The organism is Bacteroides salyersiae, from assembly GCF_031172035.1.
Classification (GTDB): domain Bacteria; phylum Bacteroidota; class Bacteroidia; order Bacteroidales; family Bacteroidaceae; genus Bacteroides; species Bacteroides salyersiae.
This window is the reverse complement of sequence record NZ_CP133452.1, coordinates 5,058,976-5,084,359: the sequence shown is the minus strand read 5'-3', so window position 1 is coordinate 5,084,359 and position 25,384 is coordinate 5,058,976. Positions and strand designations below refer to the sequence as shown.

Genomic DNA, 25,384 nt, shown 5'->3' with positions numbered 1-25,384 from the left:
CTTCCCTTATATGCCAATGGATCTTTCGGCACAATAATACTGCCTTTTGATACATTGGCATATATTATTATGGGGCAAGGATTAATGAAATTGAGACGGACTATTCAATAAATAACTTTATTGTACGGGTTCGAATGACAGGGAACTTTTAGTATTGGTGGAATTTCATCCCCCCTGTATAACGAAAAAGAGGAAATTCTTAATTGGAATTTCCTCTTTTTCTATCTCTTTAAGAAGAGTAGATTATTTTTTCTTGCGGTCACCGTAACGGCTCATGAACTTATCAACACGACCTGCTGTATCCACCAATGTAGATTTACCAGTATAGAACGGGTGAGAAGTATTAGAGATTTCTATCTTCAGTAACGGATAAGTTTCACCTTCAAACTCGATGGTTTCTTTCGTGTTTACTGTAGATTTTGACAAAAACATATCGCCATTTGACATATCTTTGAATACTACCGGACGGTATGATTCTGGATGAATACCTTTTTTCATTTCAGTATTTGTTTTTTAATTATTATATCGTTTACTATTTGGTAAGAATAGTGTAATGGTCATTTTCAGTGCGCAAAGATAATGCTTTTCCGTGAAATAGAAAAAAGTTTTTGAAAAAAACGAGCTATCTCACTTTTTTTTTAGACTTTTGCAGAAAACAAAGAGATTTATTGTATGAAGAAATTGATTGTAACAACTGTTATCCTGCTGTTTGCAGTAATTGCCGGACAAGCTCAGGAGAAGAAAAAAGGATTGTATAGCGTAGCTTTTTATAATCTTGAAAATCTGTTTGATACTATTCACGATGCCGGTAAGAATGATTATGAGTATCTTCCCGATGCACCGAAACGATGGAATACAGAGAAATATGTGTCAAAGTTGAAAAATCTCTCGAAAGTGATCAGTGAACTGTCACGGGATAAAGTTCCGGAAGGACCTGCTGTTATCGGAGTGGCGGAGGCAGAGAACAGACGTGTTTTGGATGATCTGGTCGGCCAGCCGGCACTGGCTTCCACAGGATATCGTGTCGTACATTATGAAGGGCCGGATAAACGGGGGATTGATTGTGCGCTGCTGTATGACCCGAAACAATTTACAGTTTCATCCAGCAAGTTGGTTTTGTCGCAGCCTTTTGAGGGTGATACGATACATAAAACACGTGGATTTCTCATCGTGAATGGAAAACTTGCCGGTGAGCCGGTCTGTTTTATTGTTAATCACTGGCCTTCACGCGGGGCGGCCGAACCTGTACGGATTCATGCGGCACGTCAGGTGCGTACCTTGACAGACTCACTGCAACGTGAGAATAAGAAATTAAAATTGATCGTAATGGGGGATATGAACGATGACCCGATGGATAATAGTATGTTGACTCTTGGAGCCAAAAAATACAGGAAGGAAGTCGGAAAAGGGGATTTTTTCAATCCCTGGTGGGAAACGCTGGAGGATAAGGGAGTAGGAACGTTGCTTTATCGGGGTAAATGGAATCTTTTCGACCAGATTGTACTATCTTCTGCGCTATTGAAGAAGAAAGGATTGAAATATGATCATAACGAAGTTTTTATTCGCGAATATCTTTTTCAGCAGGATGGAAAATACAAAGGTTCTCCTCTGCGGACACACGGGGGAAAACTGTGGCTGAACGGTTACAGTGATCATTTGCCTACCATTATTTATCTGAAGAAATAAAAACCGTCTTTGCTACATCGGGATTACAATCAACTCTTAAATGATATTGAATACTACAAAATAGGATTGATTTGTACTCTGTAGCGGGGATATTTCTTACGCTTTGGTTTTGTATTAAAACTATTATGTGTACTTTTGCGTAGAATTTTTATTCACTAACAATAAACTTTTAAACAAAATGGTAAATTACAAAGATTTAGGATTGGTAAACACCAAAGAGATGTTTGCTAAGGCTATCAAAGGCGGATATGCTATTCCGGCTTTCAACTTCAACAATATGGAACAGATGCAGGCTATCATCAAGGCTGCTGTAGAAACAAAATCTCCGGTTATTCTTCAAGTTTCTAAAGGTGCTCGCCAATACGCTAACGCGACTTTGTTGCGTTACATGGCTCAGGGTGCTGTAGAATATGCAAAAGAATTGGGTTGTGCGCATCCCGAGATTGTTTTGCATCTTGACCACGGAGATACTTTCGAAACTTGTAAGAGCTGTATCGATTCCGGTTTCTCTTCAGTGATGATCGACGGTTCTCACCTTCCTTATGAAGAGAATGTAGCTTTGACTAAGAAAGTGGTGGAATATGCTCATCAGTTCGATGTAACTGTAGAAGGAGAACTTGGTGTATTGGCAGGTGTAGAAGATGAAGTTTCTTCAGATCACCACACTTACACTGACCCGGAAGAAGTAATCGACTTCGCTACACGCACAGGTTGCGATTCATTGGCTATCTCTATCGGTACTTCTCACGGTGCTTACAAATTTACTCCGGAACAGTGTCATATCGATCCGAAGACAGGTCGTATGGTTCCTCCTCCTTTGGCATTCAATGTATTGGACGCTGTAATGGAAAAACTTCCGGGATTCCCTATCGTTCTTCACGGATCATCTTCAGTTCCTCAGGAAGAAGTTGAAACGATCAACAAATACGGTGGTGCGCTGAAAGCTGCTATCGGTATCCCTGAAGAAGAATTGCGTAAAGCTGCCAAATCTGCTGTTTGTAAGATCAATATCGACTCAGACTCCCGTTTGGCTATGACTGCTGCTATCCGTCAGGTATTTGCTGAAAAACCGGCAGAGTTCGATCCGCGTAAATATCTGGGACCGGCTCGTGACAACATGGAGAAACTGTACAAGCATAAAATTATCAATGTGCTTGGTTCAGACAACAAGTTGGCTCAGTAAGAAATTATTTGAGATAAGAGAAGCTGTACCTGTATCGGGTACAGCTTTTTTTTGTCATTTATTTCGATAATCTTGTGTTTATGAAAAAGAATTTGTATATATTTGTGGTTTACAATAGATAATTGCTTTGACACACATGTCATTATCCGGTGATAATAGAGTGAAAGCATCACACACGAGTATATGGAGAAACTTCCGGAGAAAGATTCTTTTTGCTTCATTGAGGTATAATTAATCAGAAGGGAGTCAGGAGAAGAATCCGGCGGATGTTATCATCCAATAAACATTGCACTTCTAAGCCGGCTTTTAACATGAGAGTAGAGAAAAATAAAGACTGTTTCTTTTTTGAGGCGGTTTTTATTTTTTTATATCGTATCGTTTTCTGCTTTTAGTAATCGTGAAAAAATAAGTTGTGACAGTGTCAATCAAAATCCATATACTTCCATCAATTAGCAACTCTTGTCTGCTTGAAGACGTAGCATCTTTTTCAAAAACACATAGCACCTTTTAAAAAAAGATGTAACAGGTTTCAACGGGAAGATGTGCAGGTTTCAAAAAAAGATGTAGCATCTTTTTTCCGGTGAATGTTTTTTTATTCTTCAGAATATTTCTTCTGTATATTTTTTACCCCTTTCACCAACTTCACCTTTTGGGCTTTATTGCTTTGTTCATCGGTAATACGAGGTGAAGGCACGCCCCGCTTTCCGGCCTCTTTGCAAATGTCTCCCAAGCACCGGGCATGCGGGTCGTAAGCATTAGGCATACGGGTGGTGAGCACCGGCTATACGGGGAGTGAGCACTATTGTCGGGAAACCGGGGCGTGCCTTCACCCTGTATCACCGATAAATAGGGAGCTTGATTAAAAAAGGTGAAGCCGGTGAAGGGGGTAAATTCTATATGAATAATGTACCTCGATGAACAAAAAAACTACACTCTTAAAGTTTTGTGTCCAACTTTTGGGATACAGTTCAAAATCGTCCCTTAGGGGAAGTTCTTAAAATGAAATGACCCGATCAACCGGAACATATGTGCCAAGTTATTTTTTAAGCATTACTTAATCGCAGTTGCCATATAAAAAAAGAGAGACACTGCTTGTCTCTCTTTTTCCTCTTTTATGTATATTAATTAATCATTCTTGGTGTTATTTCTCTATGGAAATATTTCAATCACCAAAGATTCTCTTGGAGACATCGTCAGTTCACCGTCCAGATTAATGATTCTTCCGGTTAGAATATCCTTTCCTTGGGCATGATCTTTTAGTATCTCTTTATAGTATTTTAGTGGTAGGGTCGTTGCTTCATCCGTACCATTTAACATTACAAATACAGTTTTGCCGTTGTATTGGCGGGCATATGCATATACTCCATGTTGCACCATGAATTGCGTCATATTACCTTTGGCAATTACTTCGTTTCCTTTGCGCCAATTCAACAATGTTTTATAGAAGTTGTAACATTCATTTTGTAATTTAGTGCGTCCTGCGGCTGTCAGTGCATTCGCTTTGTCGTCACTCCAACCACCGGGGAAGTCCTTACGTACATAACCGTCACTCTTACTCTTCACGCCATTCATCATGATTTCTGTGCCGTAATATAATTGTGGAATGCGGCGGGTAGTCAGTAATAGGGTAGAGGCCTGTTTCAACATAGGGAGATTGTCGCCTTCACCTAAAAAGCGGTCTGTATCATGGTTTTCGATAAATGCCAACACCGAAGTTGGATCGGGATATAAGAAATCATAAACAAAGTTGTTGTATACACGGTCCAATCCTTTGAACCAGGTTTCCGTTTGTTCATTCTTGGCGGTATTAATCTTATCGAAGAAGCTGAAATCCATTACGGTTTTCAGGTTACTGTTTAAAGGGGCAGATAGCTTTGAGTCTTTCTGCCACCAGGCTGTATAAGCCGGTTCTGTTACCCAGGTTTCTCCAACAGTATTGTAATTGGGATATTCCTCATTCAATTCTTTCATCCAGTTACTCATGGCATCGTAGTCTGCATACGGATAAGTGTCCATGCGGATACCATCGATATCGGCATATTCAATCCACCAGAAACTGTTTTGTACTAAATATTTGTAGACATGCGGATTCTTTTGATTTAAATCGGGCATTACCGTTACGAACCAGCCGTCGTTCATCTGGTCAAAATCATATTTGGAAGCATAAGGATCCACGTGAGGGGTCAGTTTGAAGGAGGTCTGCACAAAATTCTTCTCGTGGTCGGGGTTGTTGAAGAAATCTTTTGAGGGCATGTCTTTGATCCAAGGGTGTTCTACTCCGCAGTGGTTAAAAATCATATCCATTACGATCTTGATGCCCCGGTCGTGAGATTTGGCTATCAATTGGCGATATTCTTCGTTCGTACCGAATCGGGGATCTACTTTGTAATAATCCGTAGTGGCATAGCCGTGATAAGAACCACCTTCCATGTTGTTTTCCAAAACCGGAGTGAACCAGAGAGCCGTAACACCCAGATCCTCGAAATAATCCAAATTTTGCTCAATACCTGCCAAGTCACCTCCATGACGGGCATTCGGATCATTGCGGTCTACCTTATACGGAGACATACCGTCGATGTTGTCATTTTCCGGATTGCCATTTGCAAAACGATCCGGCATGAGCAGATAAAGGGCGTCGGAAACATCGAAACCTTTGTGTTCACAACCTTTCTTATTACGGGCTTTCAGTTCATATTCTTTCACCAGTTTCTTCTTGCCGATGGTAAAGGTAAGCGGAAATTTGCCGGGTTTCACATCTTTATCCAGATGAAGATAAACGAGCAGATAATTATTGCTTTCCAACTTCACTGTACTACTGAGTGAGATTCCGGGATAGTTTACGGAAACGGAAGCGTTACCGATACCTTCGCCGTAAATCATTAATTGGAGTTCCGGATTCTTCATGCCGGCATACCAAAAAGGCGGGTCGATTTTGTTCACATTCATAGCTGCATAAGTACTAAGAGACAGTAGGAAAGAACCTAAAATAAAAAAGAATTTCTTCATGATATTAGCGTGTTATAGATTTTAACGGTGCTAATATAGGACAATTTATCGAGATGTCCTTTTCTTTCTTTTCGTGTATTCCTTATATATTTATGCAAACGTTTTCATTCCTTGGATAAAGTACCGTTTTTAAAGAAATCTTCTTCTTTCGCTTTCTGTTTCAGTTTCTTTAAAGTTTCCATAGCCGACCGGTAATAATATTCCATATTGACCTCTACTTCCCCTTTTTTATTTATCTCTATGGCTGTCTCTTTGGTGTCTTTGGGACGTGTTTTTAAAAACACTTCCAGATAATGCGTTGCATTCTTGTTGTCTTTCATGAAAAGATAGTCGATGGCAATGTCATAAAGAAGTTTATGGTTGGTCTTATCGTATTTGTATTGGTCTTTTGCTGCTTGTATGGCTTTGGCCGGTTCTCTTCCTAACCTGCAACAATCGCGCAAGCCTTTGTAGAGACGCGTCATCGCACTGTCTTTGGGCAGACTCAAATCAATGGCAGTTTCTAAATATTCGATTCCTTGTTTTTTCCAGGATGTCTTTGCACAGGCACGTCCCAGATAATAGAGCAGGTTTACATTTTCGGGATCATATTTGCGGGCTATCTCGAGCATGTCGTGCGCCTCATAAAATTTTTCAGTGGCATAGTAACTTACTCCTAAATAATAGTATGTATGAAATGAACTGTCCCGTTGTCCTACCAGATATTCATATCGCTTGATTGCCATAGGGTAATCTCCCGAGAGGCAATATGCCTGTGCATTTTGGCGGTTTACCACAACGTTGGTGGTATCGGCTTCACGATATTTTTCTGTTGCTTCGATGGCGTATTCGTAGAATTGCATCGCGTTGTAAATTTGTCCTAATTTGGCGGCTGCCAGATAGTCGTCGGGATATTTGTCTTGAATGACATGATAGCATCCCAAAGCAGCATCCAGAAAACCTGTCCTTCCTTCCAAACTTTGTGCTTGCAGGTGTAATATTACTGCCGAACTGTCTGTTTCTGCCAGTACACTGCTTTCTCCGAATGCTTCTTCATATTGTTGAAGATTGCATAACAGGCTAATGTATTGAATGCGTACATATTTATTGTCCGGATGAATATCTATTGCTTTTTGATAATATTTCAGTGCATCCTGGTATTTAGCCGATTGCTTGCAACATTCGGCTGCTTCGATGAAAGCCCGTTGGTTTAGGCTGTCACCGGCTATGATCTGCCGAAAGGTATGGAGTGCTTCTGCATTGCGACCCAATGATTTGAGTGCTTTTCCCTTTTGAAACAGTAGTTCGGTAGTCGGCTGTTCTTTGTCAATCAGCATGATTGCCTTTTCGTAATCATAGTTGTTCATTGCTTCTTGAATTAGCTTCGTGTGCTGTGCAAATAATGTATTGCAGGTACCGAGAAGTAAAAAAAGGATAAGCTGTTTCATGGTGTATAGGGTTGTTGTGTTTTTATTATTGAGTGCAAGTTAACAAAAAGATTACTTTTACGAAATTTTCGTAGAACCTTTTAGATAGATTAACGTAAATGTTACGCAATTGAGAGTTCAATGCGATGTTTCGTGATAGATGATGATATACCAAAAGAGGGTGTCGAAACTCTCATAAACTAAAAATCACTCTCGCCACAGGTGTAGCGAGGGTGATTTCGATAAAAGGGGAGTTTTGACACATGCCCTTTTCTTAATTTATAATACTCACTTTTTTACATAAGGAAGCCCAGTAAGATACCGGCAGCAACCGCTGAACCGATAACCCCTGCTACATTCGGACCCATGGCATGCATCAGCAGATAATTGGTTGGATCATATTCCAAACCCACAACCTGTGAAATACGTGCTGAGTCGGGAACAGCGGATACACCAGCATTACCGATCAGAGGGTTGATCTTGTTATCTTTCTTAAGGAAGAGATTGAATATTTTCACAAATAATACTCCCGCAGTGGTAGCAATGATGAATGAAAGAGCACCTAAGATAAAGATTTGTACAGAACTCCAAGTTAGGAATTCAGATGCTTGTGTAGAAGCACCTACCGTCAGTCCTAATAAAATAGTGATGGTATCGATCAATGGTCCACTGGCTGTGTTGGCTAAACGACGTGTCACACCACTTTCTTTCAGTAAGTTACCGAAAAACAGCATACCAAGCAGAGGCAGACCTGAAGGTACAAGGAATGTTGTAAGCAGTAAACCTACAATTGGGAAAATAACCTTTTCTGTATGGGATACGGTTCTTGGTGGTTTCATACGGATTACACGCTCTTTTTTGGTGGTCAGCAGACGCATAATGGGCGGTTGTATAACAGGAACCAATGCCATGTATGAATAGGCTGATACAGCAATAGCACCCATCAGGTTTGGAGCCAGTTTGGATGAAAGGAAGATAGCCGTTGGGCCGTCAGCACCACCGATAATACCGATAGCACCCGCTTGGTTAGGCTCAAAGCCCATTAGAAGAGCGATGATGTAAGCACCGAAAATACCGAACTGAGCAGCAGCCCCGATTAACATTAGTTTTGGATTGGATATCAATGCCGAGAAGTCTGTCATGGCTCCAATACCTAAGAATATAAGCGGCGGATACCAACCGGAGGTTACTCCTTGGTAAAGTATATTCAATACAGAACCCTCTTCATAGATACCGATTTTTAGACCGGCTTCCATATTGAAAGGAATATTACCGATGAGAATACCAAAACCGATAGGGATGAGGAGCATTGGTTCAAACTCTTTGGCTACTGCCAGATAGATAAAAAAGAGTCCGACTACCAGCATGATAAGATGTCCCGGGGTTGCATTGGCAAAACCCGTATATCCCCAGAAATCAATAAGGTTATTCCCCAAAAATGATAAGAAATCTCCCATAATTATTCAATGATTACGAGGTCTGTACCTTCCAATACAGAATCTCCTTGTTTAACTTTGATTTCTGAAATTTTTCCATCCTTGTGTGCATTGATATTGTTTTCCATTTTCATTGCTTCAAGGATAATTACGGTTTGTCCTTTTTTCACGGTATCGCCTTCCTTCACCCTGATGTCGAGAATAACTCCGGGCAGTGGAGATTTTACACCGTCTTTTTTTCCGGTAGTTCCACCAACTGGTCGTTGTACAACCGGGGCACCGTTATCTGTTTTCGGAGCGGCGGCAGGACGGGTTACCGGTTTGGGAATGATAGTGGCTTTTACGGGTTTGTCAAGCTCTACTTTGTAAGGAGTACCGTTTACTTCAACGTTTACGATATTCTCTTCCGGATCGTTTACTGTAACATTGTAGAGGTTTCCGTTGATTTTATATTTATACTGTTTCATTGCTTCAATTTATTAGAGTTAATAATTATCTTTTCGGTGTCTGACGCAAAGTGTAAATTTTGGAACTCCAAGGTGAGTAAGTACGCTTCACTTTGTTGATAGTTAAAATCATATCTTCAACATCGTGTGCATCGTTCATAAACTCGTGCAGAGCCATTGCAATAGCGGCGGCTTCTTCGCCGGAGTGACTCCCCAGATTCTTTTCTTTGGCTTCTACCTTATCTGTAATCCCTATAGCTTTCATTGCATTTCTCTTACCTAATTTTACAGCGATATTACCTACTATTTTGAATGAAACATACAATAATATTAAACCGATAAATACAACTGACATCGCTATAATTGCCATGCCGAAGCCGTCTGCATCGTGTTTTTTGAAATTTTCTATTTTTTCATTCTTATCTAATGTCATATTATTGGTACTTGGAGTTACATAGCTATGTTCTCCTCCACCTTTAATCACCCAATTTGCACTTCCATCCTCTTCTCGTGCATAAGACTGATCGGCAAGCATTCCGGCAGGTACTGTAATTTCGTCAATAAGTGTCTTACCGTTCGAATCGTACAAGGCAATGTAGTTCTCTTTGCTTGGATCCAGTGTGAAGCTTACGTGAAACGTTCCGCGATTCGGCATTCCGTCTGCCCAGAACAAGATATGCTGGCGGGGTTTTATCAACGTCAGTACATCTCCTTTAGGAATAGGATATTTGGTTGGATTGTCTTTATCGTTCGTCAGATAGCAGCCTTCGATATTTACCGAAGCAAAAGAGGTGTTGAATATTTCTATCCAAGCATTATGCAAGCCGTAATCATCTTGATAGTTCTGCTCATTGGTAACCAGTACTTCATTGATTTTCAAGCTTGTCGCTCTTTGTGCATTCAGCCCTAAGCAAACTACTGCCACTAACGTGATAAATATCCCAATTCTTTTTTTATTCATAACAATCTGTATTTAATTTGTTACAATGGAATATTACCATGCTTTTTGGCAGGGTTTGTTAATTTCTTAGTCTGCAACTGCTGTAACGCACGGATAATGCGGAAACGGGTATTTCTCGGTTCGATAACATCATCGATGTAGCCATATTTTGCAGCATTATACGGATTAGCAAACAGTTTGGTATATTCAGCTTCTTTGTCTGCCAGGAATTGAGCAGGATTTTCCTGTTCTTTAGCTTCTTTGGCGTACAATACTTCTACGGCACCTGCACCGCCCATTACAGCGATTTCAGCCGTCGGCCATGCATAGTTCATATCACCACGAAGCTGCTTACAGCTCATTACGATGTGAGAACCACCATAAGATTTGCGCAATGTAACCGTTACTTTAGGTACGGTGGCTTCACCATAAGCGTACAGCAGTTTAGCACCGTGTAAGATGACCCCATTATATTCTTGGCCTGTTCCCGGAAGGAATCCCGGTACGTCTACCAATGTAACCAAAGGGATATTGAATGCATCGCAGAAGCGAACGAAACGGGCACCTTTACGTGATGCATTGCTATCGAGTACACCGGCCAGATATTTAGGCTGGTTGGCAACCACACCTACGGATTGTCCGTTCATACGGGCAAAACCGATGATGATATTCTTTGCATAGTCTTTCTGTACTTCGAGGAATTCTCCGTTATCGATGATGGCACCGATTACTTCATACATGTCGTATGGTTTGTTGGGGCTGTCAGGAATTATTTCGTTCAACAGATCATCCATACGGTCGATAGGGTCTGTACAATTTACCAGTGGAGCTTCTTCGAGGTTGTTTTGTGGAATGAAACTGAGCAGGTGACGGATAATTGCCAATCCTTCTTCACCTGTTGCAGCAGTAAAGTGAGTAACACCTGATTTACTTGCATGAACGCTTGCACCGCCCAGATCTTCTTGGGATACGTCTTCGCCTGTTACGGTCTTTACTACTTTCGGACCGGTAAGGAACATATAAGATGTACCTTCGGTCATCAATGTAAAGTCTGTCAATGCGGGAGAATAAACGGCACCACCGGCACATGGACCGAAGATTCCCGAAATCTGGGGAATAACGCCGGATGCCATGATGTTGCGCTGGAAAATCTCAGCATAACCGGCCAATGCATTGATACCTTCCTGGATACGGGCACCACCCGAATCATTGATGCCGATAACCGGAGCACCCATCTTCATGGCCATATCCATTACTTTACAAATCTTCTGTGCCATGGTTTCCGACAATGATCCACCGAATACAGTGAAATCTTGTGCGAAAACATATACTAATCTTCCTTCGATCGTACCATAACCGGTTACGACACCATCACCGAGGAAGTGCTTTTTATCCTGACCGAAGTTGGTACATCTGTGCTGTACAAACATGTCCAATTCTTCGAAACTACCTTCGTCAAGCAGTTGTGCAATACGCTCACGGGCGGTGTATTTGCCTTTGGCGTGTTGTTTTTCAATAGCCTTTTCGCCGCCACCTAAACGAGCCTGAGCACGAAGTTCAATAAGCTCTTTTACTTTTTCAAGCTGGTTACTCATGTGTCTTTTTGTTTTAAAGGATTTATAGAATTTACGATTAGCCGGTTTACGGTTTACGATTGGGATTACTTTTATAAAATAGCAAAAGTAATTTCAATCGTAAATTATAAATCACCCAATCGTCAATGATTTTAGTGTTCGCAAAGTTCTGTCAATACACCCAAAGTTGATTTAGGATGGAGGAAAGCGATATTAAGTCCTTCCGCACCTTTGCGCGGAGCTTTGTCGATAAGGCGGATTTCTTTGCTTTCTGCTTCTGCAAGTGCATTAGCTACACCGTCTTCTACGGCGAATGCCACGTGATGAACGCCCGCGCCTTTGTTCTCAATAAATTTGGCGATGGTACTTTCGGGGCAGGTGGGTTCTAACAGTTCAATTTTTGTTTCGCCTACTTTCAGGAAAGCGGTTCTTACTTTCTGGTCTTCCACTGTTTCGATGTTGTAACATTTCAGACCTAATACATTTTCGTAATACGGAAGGGCTTCTTCGATGCTTTTTACAGCAATACCCAAGTGTTCAATGTGTGAAATCTTCATGACTGTCTTCTTTATTTTGGCATTAATTTTAGTTCTGGTTACTATTAAACCACTACAAAGAAAATCAATTCTTCGTTAATAGAGAAATATTTCCGCATTTAATTTCAAAAGTCGATCAGCAGTCTGACATTGATTTGACGAGATGTAAGGTAATTGGGTACTGCAAACTGATTATTGTGCACATCAGTTACCCAATAATAGGAGTTAACATTGCTGATATTAAGCAAATTGAAAACATCCAGTCCCAGCCACATGCTGCGAATATTGCGCCCGAATCCGGTTTTGTGCTTATCCGTATTATCAATTAAAACACGTGACATACCGATGTCTACACGGCGATAGGAGGGGGTGCGGTATACCGCTTCTTCTCGTCCGCTATGAGGCGGGCCGAAGGGCAATCCACCCGCTAAAGTCGCTTTGAGATTTAGTTTCCATTTGGTACTTTTGGGAAAGTAATCTGTAAAATAGAGTGACAGGTTATAGCGTTGGTCGGTAGGGCGGGGGAGCCACTTGCCGTTTATTTTTTCTTCGGTTTTCATTACGGAGAAAGTGAGCCAGGAATCGGTTCCCGGCACGAATTCCCCGAATAGTTTCATGTCGAGTCCTGTGGCATAACCGCTTGCCATGTTGCGTCCGTAATAACTGATACGGACGTTGTCTACATTGTATGGAATAAGGTTGCCCAGTGCTTTATAATATACTTCGGCTGTAAACTTGAAAGGACGTCCCACTGCCCGGAAGCTGTAATCACTTCCGATAACAAAGTGTATGGAACGTTGCGATTTGATGTTTTTATTGAGTGATACGCTTGCGACTCCGTCTACCATTGTGGTATCACGAAACTCCTTATAAAAAGGAGCTTGGTAATAGAGCCCCGTTGCTACGCGGAATGTGAATTTTTCATTGAAATTCGGAATCAGCGCCAGAGAAGCCCTCGGACTTACAATGAATTCTTTATTCCAGCTCCAGTAGCTTCCACGCAGTCCGGCTGTAAGCGTGAACAGGCCTGCACCGGATTGGAATTTGTAACTGTCTTGTGCGTATATGGATAAACGGTTACTGTTGATGTCGTTTTTGGATGATAAACTGTAAATCAATTCCGGACCATTCGGTACTTGTGGTAATGAATATCCGGCTGAGTCGCGCATTTCCCATTCACGTAGTTTTTCTTTAATACGCTCTGCTTTTAATTCCAGTCCCCATTGAATAGCATGGCGTTGGATGCGGTGTTGTCCTGTGAGCGAGTAGCTTTGTACATCTGCGTTGAGGTAGTTGCGGGCATGCTCCATATAGGTACCCACACCGATTGTTTCACCTGTATCTGTGTCCGTATCCTCTTCGGAAGCATCTAATTCGTTGAGCCAATATTGCCCGGTAATGTCATAGGTTTCCTGCTCTTTTGTATGAAATGCAGAGGCCTGAAAAGTCAAGCTATTGTTTTCGTTGAATTTGTATGTGGCATTGGCTGCACCGAAGAATGTGCGGAATACATCTCTTTCCTGACCGTCAAAATAAACCTTGAATTCACGTACCGAAGCCATTGTGCCGAATCGCGTGTTACGGTCTTCCGGTTGGAAGATGTATTTATTTTCTGAGATATTTCCGATGAATCCTATTTCCCAGCGTTTATTGGGACGCCAGTTCAAGTATGTCTGATAGTCGATGAATTGCGGATCGTATTCTCCTTTCGTATCCAGTGTTCCCAATAGATAGCGGTTGCTTTTGTATCGTACGCTGTTGATCCACGAGAATTTCTTAGTGCCGAAACCTATGTATGCCGAAACTCCTAACAGGCTGAAAGCCCCTGTTGCTTCGAAATGTTCCGGCTTTTTATATGTAATATCCAGTACGGATGACATTTTATCTCCATATTTCGCTTCGTATCCACCGGAAGAAAATCCAACGTTTTCTACCATATCCGGATTGATAAAGCTCAATCCTTCCTGCTGACCGGAACGGACCAATAACGGGCGGTAAACCTCTATACCATTGACGTATACCATATTTTCGTCGAAACTTCCTCCACGAACATTGTATTGTGAACTAAGTTCATTGTTCGAACTTACTCCGGCTTGTGTGGCAATGATCGATTCTATATTTCCCCCCGAAGCATCCGGCATCCACTTGTTTGCTTTCATGTCTATTTGTTGCACGGTGTTGGTTTGCCGGCGACTTTCGGTAATCGTTACCTGGTCGAGTTCGTATCCTAATGCCGGCAACATCATGTTTATGCTGATATTTCCCTGTGGATTTACTAAAGTGCGTTTCCGCGTGTTATATCCGATCATGGAATATATCACTGTTACCGTGTCTCTGGAAGTAAACTTGAGCGAGTATTTACCTTTTAGATTGCTGACCGTACCGATGGCCGTTCCCTCTATACGTACGGTAGCCAGTTCGATCGGTTCTCCGTTATCGTCTGTAATGATGCCTCCGATTTTGACTTGTTGTGCCAAAGCGGGAAAGGTAAACAGTAAAAGCAGGTATATAATTGAGAGACGATTGTTCATATCCTTATTATCATCACTTGGCGTACTTTTCCGTATGGGAAAGTATCGCTTATTGAGTAATAACGAAAAAATCGTCTTAAACGTATATCTTGGTAAATAAATTATTCAGCCATGTCCATCGGAAACGGAACCAACGACGTGTACTACTCTGTTTTCCACCGAAACGAAGAACAAAGTCACGATACCCATGTTTTCTGAAGGGTAAACCTACATCCATAAATTCCAAATGCCGGAATCCGCGTTCGTATGCATCTTTCAAGGCCATCCATACGGCCAATATACCGGGGTATTGCAGTGCATATGTTTTTCGCATTCCTCCCGAAAACCATAAGTAGGCGTTGTCTCCCGAATAAATGCAGGACGAACCGCCGATGATCTTGTCCTTATAGCGTACGATGAATATTTTTCCCTGTTCGCTACTTATCAGTCTTTTTTCCATGTGATAGAAGAATTCGATATTTGGAAAATGTTTGCGGATGTGTGATGAATATATTTTGTACAGCATACGCGAGAATTCCTCAATTTCTTCTATCGAGTGTGCTTCTTCTACTTTTGCTCCGTTTTTGAGTCCCTTTTTTATCTGTCGGATACGTGAGGGGCTGATACGCTCTTCTACCGAATGCTGGCTATGCAAGGAGTTACGTACCCGTAGCCAGTTGATGGGAAAATATCCGTTGGCACGAAAATATTTATATCCGAATAATGCATTGTCGAGATTACGGAATTCGATCATAAAAGAGTCTCGTAAAACTTCTGTGGTGAGGTGCTCCAACATTTCGCCGAATATGGTTTCCTTGTCAGTATCTTCATCCGAGAGGTATTCTCCCGTGCCGTATACTTCACAACGGCGGACGATAGAAGGAGGAAAGAGCTTTTTATTGGTACGGATGCCGGCCAGTAACCGGGCGATGGGTTTGCCGTTTTCTGTTGCTACGATGAATACAGGCTTATATCCCGGGGTTGCTTCATAGATCAGAAACAACTCCTTGGAGTGAAATGTATTTTTTCCCGGCAAGTCGGGAATTTCGCTCCCGCGGTAATATGTAGTAAGCTTTAGGGGCATCTTGTGGCAAATTTACATCTTTTATTTATCTTTTCAACAAGAAAAGGGATTGTTTTGTTGCAACATGTGATAGATGTTTGCTACATTTGTCATAACATTTAGATGTCGAATAAGAATATGGTAGAAGAAATTATTGCTTTTAACAAGCAGTTTGTAGAGAGCAAGGGATACGAAAAATATATAACCAATAAATATCCCGATAAGAAGCTTGCCATTCTTTCCTGTATGGATACCCGTTTGACAGAATTACTTCCTGCCGCTCTGGGTCTCAGAAATGGCGATGCAAAGATAATAAAAAATGCCGGTGCCGTTATTTCCCATCCTTTCGGCAGTGTGATCCGTAGTTTGCTGGTTGCTATATACGAGCTTGGTGTAGAAGATATTATGGTTATCGCCCATTCTGATTGCGGGGCTCATCACATGGATAGCAATGAGATTCTTGAACGAATGAAAACTCGTGGTATCCGGGAAGATCTGATTGAGATGATACGCTTCTGTGGTGTTGATTTTGATTCCTGGCTCGGTGGTTTCGATGATACGCGGAAGTCGGTAAGTGAAACTGTTGATTCTATTATACATCATCCTTTGATACCGTCAGATGTACATGTTCATGGTTTTATTATCGACTCACTGACCGGAGAACTAACGCAGGTTGTATAAAAAAAGGCAGAGCCTTATCGCCTGCCTTTATCTTTTTACGGTTATATACTTTTTTTGACTGGTGCACCCGTTTGTAACAAATAGGGTGACCGTGTCTCTCTATTTCCGCCTCGCGGCTGGCTTTCCGATTCACTTTAATGTAATCGTCTTGTGTTATTCGCTTTTTCATAACGATTGTTTTTTGTCAATACAAAGGTAATGATAAAAAATGAGATGTGATACGATTTGAAGAGGAATGCGTTCTAATTTACACCTTTCGCACCTTTTCACCTTTTTGAATCGTTTTATTTATTGGTGATACGGGGTGAAGGTCCTTATACTATGTCTTGTGGTTAATATAGGATCTTGCTTCTTTGAGTACTATATTTAGTGGCTTTTATATTAATATAATGGATAAGAGTATTGCTCCACCTTGTATTATTCATTAATAGGGAGATATAGAGAAAATAGCGGATGTGTTGAAGAAGGATGAAATGGTGGTGATATGTTATTATTATTGCTGTATTTGGCAAGAGTCTCTTTCTTGATCCTGTGCTTTCTTTCAGTTTTTATATGTATCTTTGCACTTGCTTTTATTAAGAATTATAGAAAGCAGAAATAGTATGGAAAATTTTAGTGAATTGATAAAGAACCGCCGTAGTATGCGGAAATTTACGGAGGAAGAACTTTCTCAGGAGCAGGTGGTAACTTTGTTGAAGGCTGCTTTGATGTCGCCTACTTCCAAGCGTAGCAATAGTTGGCAGTTTATTGCCGTGGATGATAAAGAGATATTAAAGCAATTGGCACATTGTAAAGAGCAGGCTTCTTCGTTTATTGCCGATGCTGCATTGGCTATAGTTGTTATCGCTGATCCGTTGGCAAGCGATGTCTGGATTGAAGATGCTTCGATCGCTTCCATTCTGATTCAGCTCCAGGCGGAAGATTTAGGATTGGGTAGTTGCTGGGTGCAGGTTCGTGAACGTCAGGCTGCCAATGGTATGCCTTCGGATGAATTTGTACGTGAAGTCTTGGATATTCCTTTGCAACTTCAGGTTCTTTCCATCATCGCCATTGGGCATAAAGGTATGGAACGCAAGCCTTTCAACGAGGACCATCTGCAATGGGAAAAAATTCATATCAATAAATTCGGAGGGAAATAACCGTGAGTGCTGCCAAAGCTAACAATAACAGGGATACTTATAAAGCAATCGCCGTCACCTTGATTGTGATAGGAGTACTTTATCTCGTAGATAAACTGATACATTTTTCTGCCATTGGATTGCCTTGGGTGATGAATAAAGATAATTTCTTGCTTTATACAGCGGTTATTTTTTTGTTTCTCAAACATGATAAATCCGTCGGACTTGTGCTGATAGGGCTTTGGCTTGTGATGAATATCGGCCTGATAGTGGCGTTGTTAGGCACTATGTCTGCTTATCTGCTGCCTTTGGCATTATTGATAATCGGCGGAATATTATATTTGATTTCAACACGATGAAAAGAAGCATAGAAGACACCCCAATTGTATTTATCGGTGCCGGAAACCTGGCGACAAACTTAGCGAAAGCTTTATATCGCAAGGGCTTTCGCATTGTGCAGATATACAGTCGCACGGAAGAATCTGCCCGTAACCTGGCTGAAAAAGTGGAAGCGGAATTCACTACCGATCTGGGAGATATAAATCCGTATGCTCGCCTTTATATTGTGTCGTTGAAAGATTCTGCTTTTACAGAACTGCTACCTGATATTGTGGCCGGAAAAAGAAAGGAATCTTTGCTGGTACATACTGCCGGGAGTCTTCCGATGAGTGTCTGGGAAGGGTATGCGGAACATTATGGCGTATTCTATCCTATGCAGACGTTCAGTAAGCAGCGTGAAGTCGATTTCCGGGAAATTCCTTTCTTTATCGAAGCATCCACACCCGAAGATACGGAACTCTTGAAAGCGGTTGCCGCTACTTTGTCCGAGCGCGTTTATGAAGCAGACTCCGAACAGCGTAAAAGTCTTCATCTGGCGGCTGTTTTCACTTGTAACTTTACCAATCATATGTATGCTTTGGCGGCTGATTTGTTGGAAAAATATCATCTTCCGTTTGATGTCATGTTGCCTTTGATTGATGAAACGGCCCGTAAAGTCCATGAATTGAAACCCAAAGCCGCCCAGACAGGACCAGCCATACGGTATGATGAGAATGTTATCAACAATCATCTCGGTATGCTTTCGGACGATGTTGAAATGCAACGGCTTTATGAGTTGATCAGCCGCAGTATTTTCAATCGTAAATCATAAATTGTTTAATTGTAAAATCTATTTTCTAGTGAGTACAATCAACTATGATCTTAAAAAGATAAAGGCTCTGGCTTTTGATGTGGATGGAGTTTTGAGCGCTGATATGATTCCCTTACATATTTCGGGAGAGCCGATGCGTACGGTGAACATAAAGGATGGTTATGCGCTTCAACTGGCTGTAAAGCAGGGATTACACGTTGCCATTATTACAGGTGGCCGGACGGAAGCCGTTCGTATCCGCTTTTCTGCACTTGGAATAACCGATTTGTATATGGGCTCTGCCGTGAAGATACATGATTATCGTGATTTTCGTGAGAAATACGGCCTTTCGGATGAGGAGATATTGTATATGGGAGATGATATACCCGATATTGAAGTGTTGCGGGAATGTGGTTTGCCGTGTTGTCCTAAAGACGCTGCTCCTGAAGTAAAGGCTGTTGTCAAATACATTTCTCATGCTGCCGGTGGTTATGGTTGCGGGCGTGATGTGGTTGAACAAGTGCTGAAAGTGCATGGTAAATGGATGTCCGATGATGCTTTCGGATGGTAGGGGGACGATTAGAAAATTAATAATTAAAAAGAGGGATGTACCGATAATTGGTACACGATGAGATTATGCTTGATAATTTAAAGAAATTCAATATTGTACTCGCTTCTAATTCTCCCCGTAGAAAAGAGTTAATGTCTGGTTTGGGAGTCGATTATGTGGTAAAGACACTTCCCGATGTTGATGAATCCTATCCGGATACATTGCAGGGGGAGGAAATACCGGCTTATATCTCTCGTGAAAAAGCGGAGGCCTATCAATCTATGATTGAACCGGATGAACTGCTTATCACGGCTGATACTATCGTATGGATGAATGGAGAAGTACTTGGTAAACCGAAGGATAGGGAAGATGCAATACGTATGTTGCGTAAACTTTCCGGTGCTTCTCATCAGGTGATTACAGGGGTTTGTTTGACAACAAAAGGGTGGCAAAATAGTTTTACGGTCACAACGGATGTGACATTTGCTGTATTGTCAGAAGAGGAAATTGTCTATTATGTCGATAAGTATTCTCCAATGGATAAAGCCGGTGCTTATGGAGTACAAGAGTGGATTGGCTTTATCGGAGTAGAATCGATTTCGGGTAGTTATTATAATGTGATGGGGTTACCGGTACAGAAGTTGTACAGAGAATTGATTAAGCTCTGATTTTTTTAATGGATGTTATAAATAATAAAAAAGGATATCGCTTAGCAATATCCTTTTTTATTATCAGAATTGTATTTTAATTTCTGGGTAATGCTTCTTTCACTACCATCGGACGGCCTGCATATTCTGCACCGTTTAATTCAGAGATAGCGTTTTTAGCTTCTGATGTTTCCGGCATTTCGATAAAAGCGAAACCTTTTGATCTTCTTGTCTCACGATCAGTGATGATCTTTACAGATTCTACTGTTCCATACTCTTCCATTACTTGTCTCAAATCTGATTCCTTAACATTATAGCTAAGGTTTCCAACATACATATTCATAAATGTAAATATAAAAAAATTAATAATGCAATAAAAAAGTTTTGAGAAAAGGTGATCAGAATGGAAATACTCAATGTAGATAACTGAGGAGATACATATGTGAAAGCAAATCGTTATAAACCTCTTATTGTTTCATGCTACAAAGAAACACATTTTTATTGGAACTGCATTATATATCTATTCTTTTTATCATAATAATATCCTTTTTTGTGAATAAAGGTCGTAAATTAACAGATTGCTTATGATAAAATAAATAAAGGCTACCGAATGTTCAAAAGATAATAAGCCTGTTTAAATTTTCCTCTCAAAATAATACTGAGCAAAATTTAAACAGGCTTTAAAGAACGGTAACCCTTATGACTTTGATGTATAGCTTGGCTTTAATATAGTAAATCCAACATTAATGGAATGTCGTCTTCTGCAATTCCTTTTTGGATGAGATAGTTTCTGTCTTTATTGAACATTTCTAAAAAGATATCTTTGGTTCCGCTCATTTCCTTAGACCGGCTATAAAAACTGACTGCTTTTTCAATATCACCCGATACCCATTCCACGTGTCCGGCGTTGAGATAATCCATTGGAAGTGGCTTTTTATCTATAACCTTATTATAATAGTTTGTTGCTTGTTCATGTTTTCCGATAACAAATGAACACCAGGCAATTCCCCGCCATGCTTTGATACAGTCGCTTTCCATAAAATCGAGTTTGAAGAAGTAGTTCAAAGCTTCCTCATATTGCTGCAGTTCGGCCAGGCAACTGCCTATGTGGAATACGATGCTATGGTTCTCGGGAGTAGTTTCTTCTGCTTTCCGATAATACTCTAATGCTTTGCTGAAGTTGCGTGCGAGGCGGTAGCAAATGGCCAGGTGGCGATTGGTCCATATATTATCCGGTTTGATGGTGTCTGCCTTTTGATAAGCCTCAAGAGCTTCATCCAGTCTTTTTTGTTTTTGAAAAGCATATCCCAATTTCTGGTAGAATTCGGCTTGTGTACTTAGTGGACCGTTCATCCGTTCTATCTCTTTATAAAGCTCGGTAGTTTCCGCCCAATGCTCCTTTTTTAGATGGTAGTCGGCTATTGTGGCCAATGTGCCTTCCTGATACAGGATATCTTTTAGAATGGATATCTTGTGTAATTCTATTTTCTCTTTAAAGATATCCCTGAACTCATTTCTTCTGGTATTTAGTTTGAAAAAACGATACAAGTCGTGCAGGTATTGATTGCTGACGGTAGCAGGGCGTTCTGAGAACTTTTTTAATGTTTCAGCCTTTGACTGTTCGGCAAATTCTTCGGCCTGTTGCTCGGTGAGCTGGCTGAATATCATGTCTCGCTGTGATTGGGGAAATTGCAGCATAGTGAAGAAAAGTGAATATTTGTCGCTGCTACAGAAGAATCCCGACTGTAGGAGCAGATCCATCATTGTATTTTTCTGATGGCCGTCTTTTCTCATTGTTTTAATAACATCCGACTGCTGTTTGTCAAAAGGGTAAAACCAGTTATGCGGTTCTTTGAAGAAAGGAAAATTCTTCAAGGGAGCAAATGTACTCATATATACATCCGCTCCTTCCATTTGCAATTCGTTCATTTCACGAAGCTTATCACCTAATGCCGAATGTTCGAAAACGTTTTCCCAATCCGGGTTACGATCGTCTTTTTCTTCGTCCGATTCTTCAAAGCCGAATTTCATATTGCGCATGGAAGACACATTTTTCAGCATTTCCGGGATAATCTCTTCCCGCATTTTTTTATCTATCTTTTCCGTTTCTTGACACAACAGGAGTTGACGGTATATGCGTACAAGGTCTTCATCGAATGAATTTTCTTCATTGAGAAGCTTCAGGCGATTGGCAATTTCCGGATATAAATCCAGACGGTGGGTGTGGATATGGAGCGCGAAAACAATGCCTATTAATGCCCGTTGACTGACATATACGTTGCCATGTTGGTATGCATCCAATAGCCACATTAATTTACGCAGGTCAAAACATTCCATTAGGCTTAACATTACGGCGCTTGTAAACAGGCATAAATCATTTACCGGAATTAATTCAGATTTCAGCATGCCTTGTGCGTCGGCTTCATCTTCGGTTGTCCAGTAGCTGTTGGACCATGTTTGCAGGAACATGAATTTCTGGGTATCTTCGTGTCGCTTCAATACGGCATCTATGTTGCTGTCCGACAATAACCCGCTGACTGCCAAATCGTCGTTGAATGATTCCAGTATGTGCATCAATACATTGGTGTTATAGGCTGCCAGGTCCTGGGTGCGTTTTTTGCGGACGTCATGGTAATAGCGTGTGGAGATATCATCGAGTTGTAGCAGGCGTGCCTGGTCGGCAATCTCCCATGTGTCACTTAGTAGTTTTATGTACAATTTTTTCCGTTCGGGATCGGCTATACCTTGTTTCATGTATTGCAGCATAAAGTTATAAGAGGTTTGTAGCTGCTCCAAGCGGTTACGAAGCTCCCAATCGGGGCATTGCCAAAGGAAAGACTCTAATTGTGTCAGTGCTTCCTTTAACCGTTTCTGTTCGATTAATTCTACGATGTATTTATATTGCTCATTGATAGTTCGTTCATTCATAATTTCAAGGTATTTGTACTGTTATTCTATATAGTAAAACAAAAATGATGCCAAAAGGGTGGTCTTTTAATATTTATTATAAAGTGTTTGTGAGCTTTGGGTGAGATTACCGTTTGGCGTGTCTGTTGGCGGAAGTGTTCATTGTCCGGGGAAGAAAAGTAGTATCTATCAGATTCTCCCCTTGATAGTTGTCGGGGATTTTATTTTTATTTCTCAGCCATTTTATCGTTTGGCGAATGTCTTGTTCGTCCGGGCGTTTGGCCGGAGTATAAGACGGTAATAAGATAAGTTTAGCTATATAATCGGGTATTCCGGCAGCTTCGGTCAATAAGAGGTTCAGTTCTTTTGGCGAACATGCTTGTATGTGCTTGACTCCCAGATTATATCCTTTGATCAATGCGGTAATTTCTTTTCTTTTCTCTTTGAGAGCAGTTTCGGTGAAAGCAGTTCCGGTAAGGTGGATGTTTAGTTCCCGGGTGCTTATCAATGATTTGTTCCCGTTTTTCATTGCTATGGTGGCAAAAGGATCGGGTAGGAAAGTGGCTTCAATCTGCCCGTATTGCAGCATGTTGAGACGTAGTGGTATCTGTGCAATTTCCGGTTTGTTTATTTCCCCGGATTTTATTCCATATTTCTCGCAAAGTAAGTCAGTTGCGTAATCGATCACCGTGCCACGAGAGATGGCGATATTTTTTTCTTTTAATTCATCAAATTGATTTATAGGATTTTGTCTGTTTGTTATGAAGCAGAAATAACCCTGAGTTGCCATGATAACGGAGCCCCCCGGATGATGTACTTGCAGCAATGCGATGCTGGGGTAGTCGGTTATGGTGCCGTCGATCTTTCCGGTAAGGAAGGCGGCATCCCGGTCGTAGGGCGAATCGAACTGTACAAGATTTACTTTTAATCCTAATGAATCATAAATACCCGATTTTTGGGCCACAATGAAGGGAAAAACATCCATTGTGGGCATTATTCCCAAAGAAAGGGGATGGAGCTCGACCGGCATGGCGATTGCTTTTTCGTTTCTGCTATTGCAAGCGGAAATGAAAAAAGCAAGTATACTGAGTAATAATAATGGATTTCTCATTGCTTATATGAAAAGAAAGGCAACCCTTTCTGATTAAAAGAGCTGCCTTTTTATCGCGTCAAAGATGTGCTTTGAGGATTATTCTTCGATAGCAGCAATACCCGGAAGAACTTTTCCTTCGATTGCTTCAAGTAATGCACCGCCACCGGTAGAAACGTATGATACGCCATTAGCCAATCCGAACTTGTTGACACAAGCTACAGAGTCACCACCGCCAACGAGCGAGAAAGCACCGTTCTTGGTTGCTTCAACAATGGCTTCGCCTACTGTGCGTGAGCCGTGAGTGAAGTTTTCGAATTCGAATACTCCTGTAGGACCGTTCCAAAGGATTGTTTTGGAATTCTTGATAACTTCTGCAAACATTTCTTCTGATTTCGGACCGATGTCAAGACCTTCCCATCCGTCAGGGATTTCATTTACGGCACAGAACTTCGTGTTAGCATCGTTAGAGAAAGAGTCTGCAATTTTGGCATCGACAGCCAATACTAAGTTGACACCTTTTTCTTTTGCTTTTTTCATCAGTTCCAAAGCCAGATCCAATTTATCATCTTCTACGATAGATAAACCGATATGACCGCCTTGAGCCTTTGTAAACGTATAAGTCATACCGCCGGTGATAATCAGGTTATCAACCTTGTTCAGCAGGTTTTCGATAATTTCTATTTTGGAAGAAACCTTCGAACCACCCATGATAGCAGTAAACGGACGTTGGATATCATTCAATATTTTATCGACAGCTTTTACCTCTTTTTCCATCAGATAACCGAACATCTTATGGTCTTTATCGAAGTATTTGGCGATCAAAGCTGTAGAAGCATGTGCACGGTGAGCTGTACCAAATGCATCGTTTACATAGCAATCAGCGTAAGAAGCCAATTTTTTTGTGAATTCTTTCTGGCTTTCTTTTACGGCTTTCTTAGCGGCGGCTTTTTCCTCATCTGTCGCATCTTCTGCCAAACCTCTCGGTTTGCCTTCTTCTTCAGCATAGAAACGAAGATTTTCAAGCAATAATGCTTCACCCGGTTGCAGAGCAGCAGCTTTAACGGCAGCCTCTTCACCCATACAGTCGTTGGCGAATTGAACTTCTACGCCCAGCAATTCTGATACATGCTTAACGATGTGTTTCAGAGAGAATTTATCGGCAACGCCTTTCGGACGTCCCAAGTGAGAACCGATAATTACACTACCACCGTCTGACAGAATTTTCTTCAGAGTAGGAAGGGCGGCACGGATACGTGTGTCATCTGTAATGTTGAAATTTTCGTCCAAGGGTACGTTGAAGTCAACGCGAACGAATGCCTTTTTACCAGCAAAGTTAAATTTGTCAATTGTCATAATACTCTATTTATTTAAAAGTGTTAGTATTCTTTTTGGGATTGACCGCAAAGTTACTATTTATTTTTTAGAATATAGTAGTCGGTAATTAGAATTTAATAGTCATTTGGCTATAATTCT

General features: G+C 41.1%; 24 protein-coding genes. 8 read left to right on the top strand and 16 right to left on the bottom strand.

Features of this window, described 5'->3' with window-relative positions:
- Positions 1–243: 243 nt before the first annotated feature.
- Positions 244–498, bottom strand: coding sequence for a type B 50S ribosomal protein L31 (locus RB604_RS19580; protein ID WP_005929768.1), 255 nt, complete (start codon positions 496–498; stop codon positions 244–246).
- 174 nt (positions 499–672) lie between these two features.
- On the opposite strand from RB604_RS19580, the gene RB604_RS19575 reads away from it, so the two are divergent.
- Positions 673–1,686 carry an endonuclease/exonuclease/phosphatase family protein gene (locus RB604_RS19575; protein WP_005929770.1) on the top strand — a complete coding sequence of 338 codons (1,014 nt, stop codon included), beginning with the start codon at positions 673–675 and terminating at the stop codon, positions 1,684–1,686.
- A 178-nt stretch (positions 1,687–1,864) separates the two neighbouring features.
- Entirely contained in the window at positions 1,865–2,869 is a 1,005-nt protein-coding gene (locus RB604_RS19570; RefSeq protein WP_005929773.1) for a class II fructose-bisphosphate aldolase, read from the top strand.
- A gap of 592 nt (positions 2,870–3,461) precedes the next feature.
- Here the strand turns inward: RB604_RS19570 and RB604_RS19565 are convergent.
- The 10 genes from RB604_RS19565 to RB604_RS19520 form a co-directional block, all read right to left on the bottom strand.
- A complete protein-coding gene (locus tag RB604_RS19565) occupies positions 3,462–3,647 on the bottom strand; it encodes a hypothetical protein (RefSeq protein WP_129648710.1) in 186 nt (61 codons plus the stop codon).
- Between the two features lie 371 nt (positions 3,648–4,018).
- A complete protein-coding gene (locus RB604_RS19560; RefSeq protein WP_055295749.1) occupies positions 4,019–5,875 on the bottom strand; it encodes a glycoside hydrolase family 13 protein in 1,857 nt (618 codons plus the stop codon).
- A 104-nt stretch (positions 5,876–5,979) separates the two neighbouring features.
- On the bottom strand, positions 5,980–7,302 hold the full coding sequence (locus RB604_RS19555; protein ID WP_055295747.1) for a tetratricopeptide repeat protein: 1,323 nt from the start codon (positions 7,300–7,302) through the stop codon (positions 5,980–5,982).
- 275 nt (positions 7,303–7,577) lie between these two features.
- Entirely contained in the window at positions 7,578–8,738 is a 1,161-nt protein-coding gene (locus RB604_RS19550; RefSeq protein ID WP_005929780.1) for a sodium ion-translocating decarboxylase subunit beta, read from the bottom strand.
- A 2-nt stretch (positions 8,739–8,740) separates the two neighbouring features.
- Positions 8,741–9,184 carry a biotin/lipoyl-containing protein gene (locus tag RB604_RS19545; RefSeq protein ID WP_055295745.1) on the bottom strand — a complete coding sequence of 148 codons (444 nt, stop codon included), beginning with the start codon at positions 9,182–9,184 and terminating at the stop codon, positions 8,741–8,743.
- 25 nt (positions 9,185–9,209) lie between these two features.
- A complete protein-coding gene (locus tag RB604_RS19540) occupies positions 9,210–10,124 on the bottom strand; it encodes an OadG family transporter subunit (protein WP_007481520.1) in 915 nt (304 codons plus the stop codon).
- A gap of 20 nt (positions 10,125–10,144) precedes the next feature.
- Positions 10,145–11,698 carry an acyl-CoA carboxylase subunit beta gene (locus RB604_RS19535; protein ID WP_005929789.1) on the bottom strand — a complete coding sequence of 518 codons (1,554 nt, stop codon included), beginning with the start codon at positions 11,696–11,698 and terminating at the stop codon, positions 10,145–10,147.
- A gap of 131 nt (positions 11,699–11,829) precedes the next feature.
- The gene (gene mce, locus RB604_RS19530) at positions 11,830–12,234 is read right to left on the bottom strand and encodes a methylmalonyl-CoA epimerase (protein ID WP_002561104.1); all 405 of its coding nucleotides are present in this window, start codon (positions 12,232–12,234) and stop codon (positions 11,830–11,832) included.
- 104 nt (positions 12,235–12,338) lie between these two features.
- Complete coding sequence (locus RB604_RS19525) at positions 12,339–14,744, bottom strand: TonB-dependent receptor (protein WP_005929793.1); 2,406 nt, start codon at positions 14,742–14,744, stop codon at positions 12,339–12,341.
- 76 nt (positions 14,745–14,820) lie between these two features.
- Entirely contained in the window at positions 14,821–15,807 is a 987-nt protein-coding gene (locus tag RB604_RS19520; protein WP_005929796.1) for a GNAT family N-acetyltransferase, read from the bottom strand.
- A gap of 117 nt (positions 15,808–15,924) precedes the next feature.
- Between RB604_RS19520 and RB604_RS19515 the strand changes: the two genes are divergently transcribed.
- Complete coding sequence (locus tag RB604_RS19515) at positions 15,925–16,467, top strand: beta-class carbonic anhydrase (protein WP_005929799.1); 543 nt, start codon at positions 15,925–15,927, stop codon at positions 16,465–16,467.
- On the opposite strand, the gene RB604_RS19510 is transcribed toward RB604_RS19515, so the two are convergent.
- The gene (locus RB604_RS19510; protein ID WP_005929802.1) at positions 16,427–16,636 is read right to left on the bottom strand and encodes a hypothetical protein; all 210 of its coding nucleotides are present in this window, start codon (positions 16,634–16,636) and stop codon (positions 16,427–16,429) included. The genes RB604_RS19515 and RB604_RS19510 overlap by 41 nt on opposite strands.
- A 433-nt stretch (positions 16,637–17,069) precedes the next feature.
- Here RB604_RS19510 and RB604_RS19505 point away from each other — a divergent pair, with 433 nt between their 5' ends.
- From RB604_RS19505 to RB604_RS19485, 5 genes are all read left to right on the top strand, one after another.
- The gene (locus tag RB604_RS19505; RefSeq protein ID WP_055295743.1) at positions 17,070–17,606 is read left to right on the top strand and encodes a nitroreductase family protein; all 537 of its coding nucleotides are present in this window, start codon (positions 17,070–17,072) and stop codon (positions 17,604–17,606) included.
- Between the two features lie 2 nt (positions 17,607–17,608).
- A complete protein-coding gene (locus RB604_RS19500; RefSeq protein WP_055295740.1) occupies positions 17,609–17,944 on the top strand; it encodes a hypothetical protein in 336 nt (111 codons plus the stop codon).
- Complete coding sequence (locus RB604_RS19495; protein WP_005929811.1) at positions 17,941–18,735, top strand: Rossmann-like and DUF2520 domain-containing protein; 795 nt, start codon at positions 17,941–17,943, stop codon at positions 18,733–18,735. The genes RB604_RS19500 and RB604_RS19495 overlap by 4 nt, the downstream gene beginning before the upstream one ends.
- Positions 18,736–18,763: 28 nt before the next feature.
- Positions 18,764–19,285: a KdsC family phosphatase gene (locus tag RB604_RS19490; RefSeq protein WP_005929813.1), complete on the top strand. Its 522-nt coding sequence runs from the start codon at positions 18,764–18,766 to the stop codon at positions 19,283–19,285.
- Between the two features lie 65 nt (positions 19,286–19,350).
- Positions 19,351–19,932, top strand: a complete 582-nt coding sequence (locus tag RB604_RS19485; protein WP_005929816.1) for a Maf-like protein — start codon at positions 19,351–19,353, stop codon at positions 19,930–19,932.
- A 76-nt stretch (positions 19,933–20,008) separates the two neighbouring features.
- Here the strand turns inward: RB604_RS19485 and rbp are convergent, their stop codons facing one another.
- The 4 genes from rbp to RB604_RS19465 all read right to left on the bottom strand — a co-directional run bounded on the left by rbp (position 20,009) and on the right by RB604_RS19465 (position 25,267).
- Positions 20,009–20,254: an RNA-binding regulator gene (gene rbp, locus RB604_RS19480; RefSeq protein WP_005929819.1), complete on the bottom strand. Its 246-nt coding sequence runs from the start codon at positions 20,252–20,254 to the stop codon at positions 20,009–20,011.
- A 380-nt stretch (positions 20,255–20,634) separates the two neighbouring features.
- The gene (locus tag RB604_RS19475) at positions 20,635–22,839 is read right to left on the bottom strand and encodes a tetratricopeptide repeat protein (protein WP_021935727.1); all 2,205 of its coding nucleotides are present in this window, start codon (positions 22,837–22,839) and stop codon (positions 20,635–20,637) included.
- A gap of 106 nt (positions 22,840–22,945) precedes the next feature.
- The gene (locus RB604_RS19470; RefSeq protein ID WP_172680712.1) at positions 22,946–23,929 is read right to left on the bottom strand and encodes an ABC transporter substrate-binding protein; all 984 of its coding nucleotides are present in this window, start codon (positions 23,927–23,929) and stop codon (positions 22,946–22,948) included.
- Between the two features lie 78 nt (positions 23,930–24,007).
- Complete coding sequence (locus RB604_RS19465) at positions 24,008–25,267, bottom strand: phosphoglycerate kinase (RefSeq protein ID WP_085930810.1); 1,260 nt, start codon at positions 25,265–25,267, stop codon at positions 24,008–24,010.
- Positions 25,268–25,384 lie beyond the last annotated feature (117 nt).

What these genes read in the sequence shown, in the direction of transcription:
- RB604_RS19580 (WP_005929768.1), bottom strand. Translation starts at nt 498, where the DNA reads ATGAAAAAAGGTATTCATCCAGAATCATACCGTCCGGTAGTATTCAAA.
- RB604_RS19575 (WP_005929770.1), top strand. Translation starts at nt 673, where the DNA reads ATGAAGAAATTGATTGTAACAACTGTTATCCTGCTGTTTGCAGTAATT.
- RB604_RS19570 (WP_005929773.1), top strand. Translation starts at nt 1,865, where the DNA reads ATGGTAAATTACAAAGATTTAGGATTGGTAAACACCAAAGAGATGTTT.
- RB604_RS19560 (WP_055295749.1), bottom strand. Translation starts at nt 5,875, where the DNA reads ATGAAGAAATTCTTTTTTATTTTAGGTTCTTTCCTACTGTCTCTTAGT.
- RB604_RS19555 (WP_055295747.1), bottom strand. Translation starts at nt 7,302, where the DNA reads ATGAAACAGCTTATCCTTTTTTTACTTCTCGGTACCTGCAATACATTA.
- RB604_RS19550 (WP_005929780.1), bottom strand. Translation starts at nt 8,738, where the DNA reads ATGGGAGATTTCTTATCATTTTTGGGGAATAACCTTATTGATTTCTGG.
- RB604_RS19545 (WP_055295745.1), bottom strand. Translation starts at nt 9,184, where the DNA reads ATGAAACAGTATAAATATAAAATCAACGGAAACCTCTACAATGTTACA.
- RB604_RS19540 (WP_007481520.1), bottom strand. Translation starts at nt 10,124, where the DNA reads ATGAATAAAAAAAGAATTGGGATATTTATCACGTTAGTGGCAGTAGTT.
- RB604_RS19535 (WP_005929789.1), bottom strand. Translation starts at nt 11,698, where the DNA reads ATGAGTAACCAGCTTGAAAAAGTAAAAGAGCTTATTGAACTTCGTGCT.
- mce (WP_002561104.1), bottom strand. Translation starts at nt 12,234, where the DNA reads ATGAAGATTTCACACATTGAACACTTGGGTATTGCTGTAAAAAGCATC.
- RB604_RS19525 (WP_005929793.1), bottom strand. Translation starts at nt 14,744, where the DNA reads ATGAACAATCGTCTCTCAATTATATACCTGCTTTTACTGTTTACCTTT.
- RB604_RS19520 (WP_005929796.1), bottom strand. Translation starts at nt 15,807, where the DNA reads ATGCCCCTAAAGCTTACTACATATTACCGCGGGAGCGAAATTCCCGAC.
- RB604_RS19515 (WP_005929799.1), top strand. Translation starts at nt 15,925, where the DNA reads ATGGTAGAAGAAATTATTGCTTTTAACAAGCAGTTTGTAGAGAGCAAG.
- RB604_RS19510 (WP_005929802.1), bottom strand. Translation starts at nt 16,636, where the DNA reads ATGAAAAAGCGAATAACACAAGACGATTACATTAAAGTGAATCGGAAA.
- RB604_RS19505 (WP_055295743.1), top strand. Translation starts at nt 17,070, where the DNA reads ATGGAAAATTTTAGTGAATTGATAAAGAACCGCCGTAGTATGCGGAAA.
- RB604_RS19495 (WP_005929811.1), top strand. Translation starts at nt 17,941, where the DNA reads ATGAAAAGAAGCATAGAAGACACCCCAATTGTATTTATCGGTGCCGGA.
- RB604_RS19485 (WP_005929816.1), top strand. Translation starts at nt 19,351, where the DNA reads ATGCTTGATAATTTAAAGAAATTCAATATTGTACTCGCTTCTAATTCT.
- rbp (WP_005929819.1), bottom strand. Translation starts at nt 20,254, where the DNA reads ATGAATATGTATGTTGGAAACCTTAGCTATAATGTTAAGGAATCAGAT.
- RB604_RS19475 (WP_021935727.1), bottom strand. Translation starts at nt 22,839, where the DNA reads ATGAATGAACGAACTATCAATGAGCAATATAAATACATCGTAGAATTA.
- RB604_RS19470 (WP_172680712.1), bottom strand. Translation starts at nt 23,929, where the DNA reads ATGAGAAATCCATTATTATTACTCAGTATACTTGCTTTTTTCATTTCC.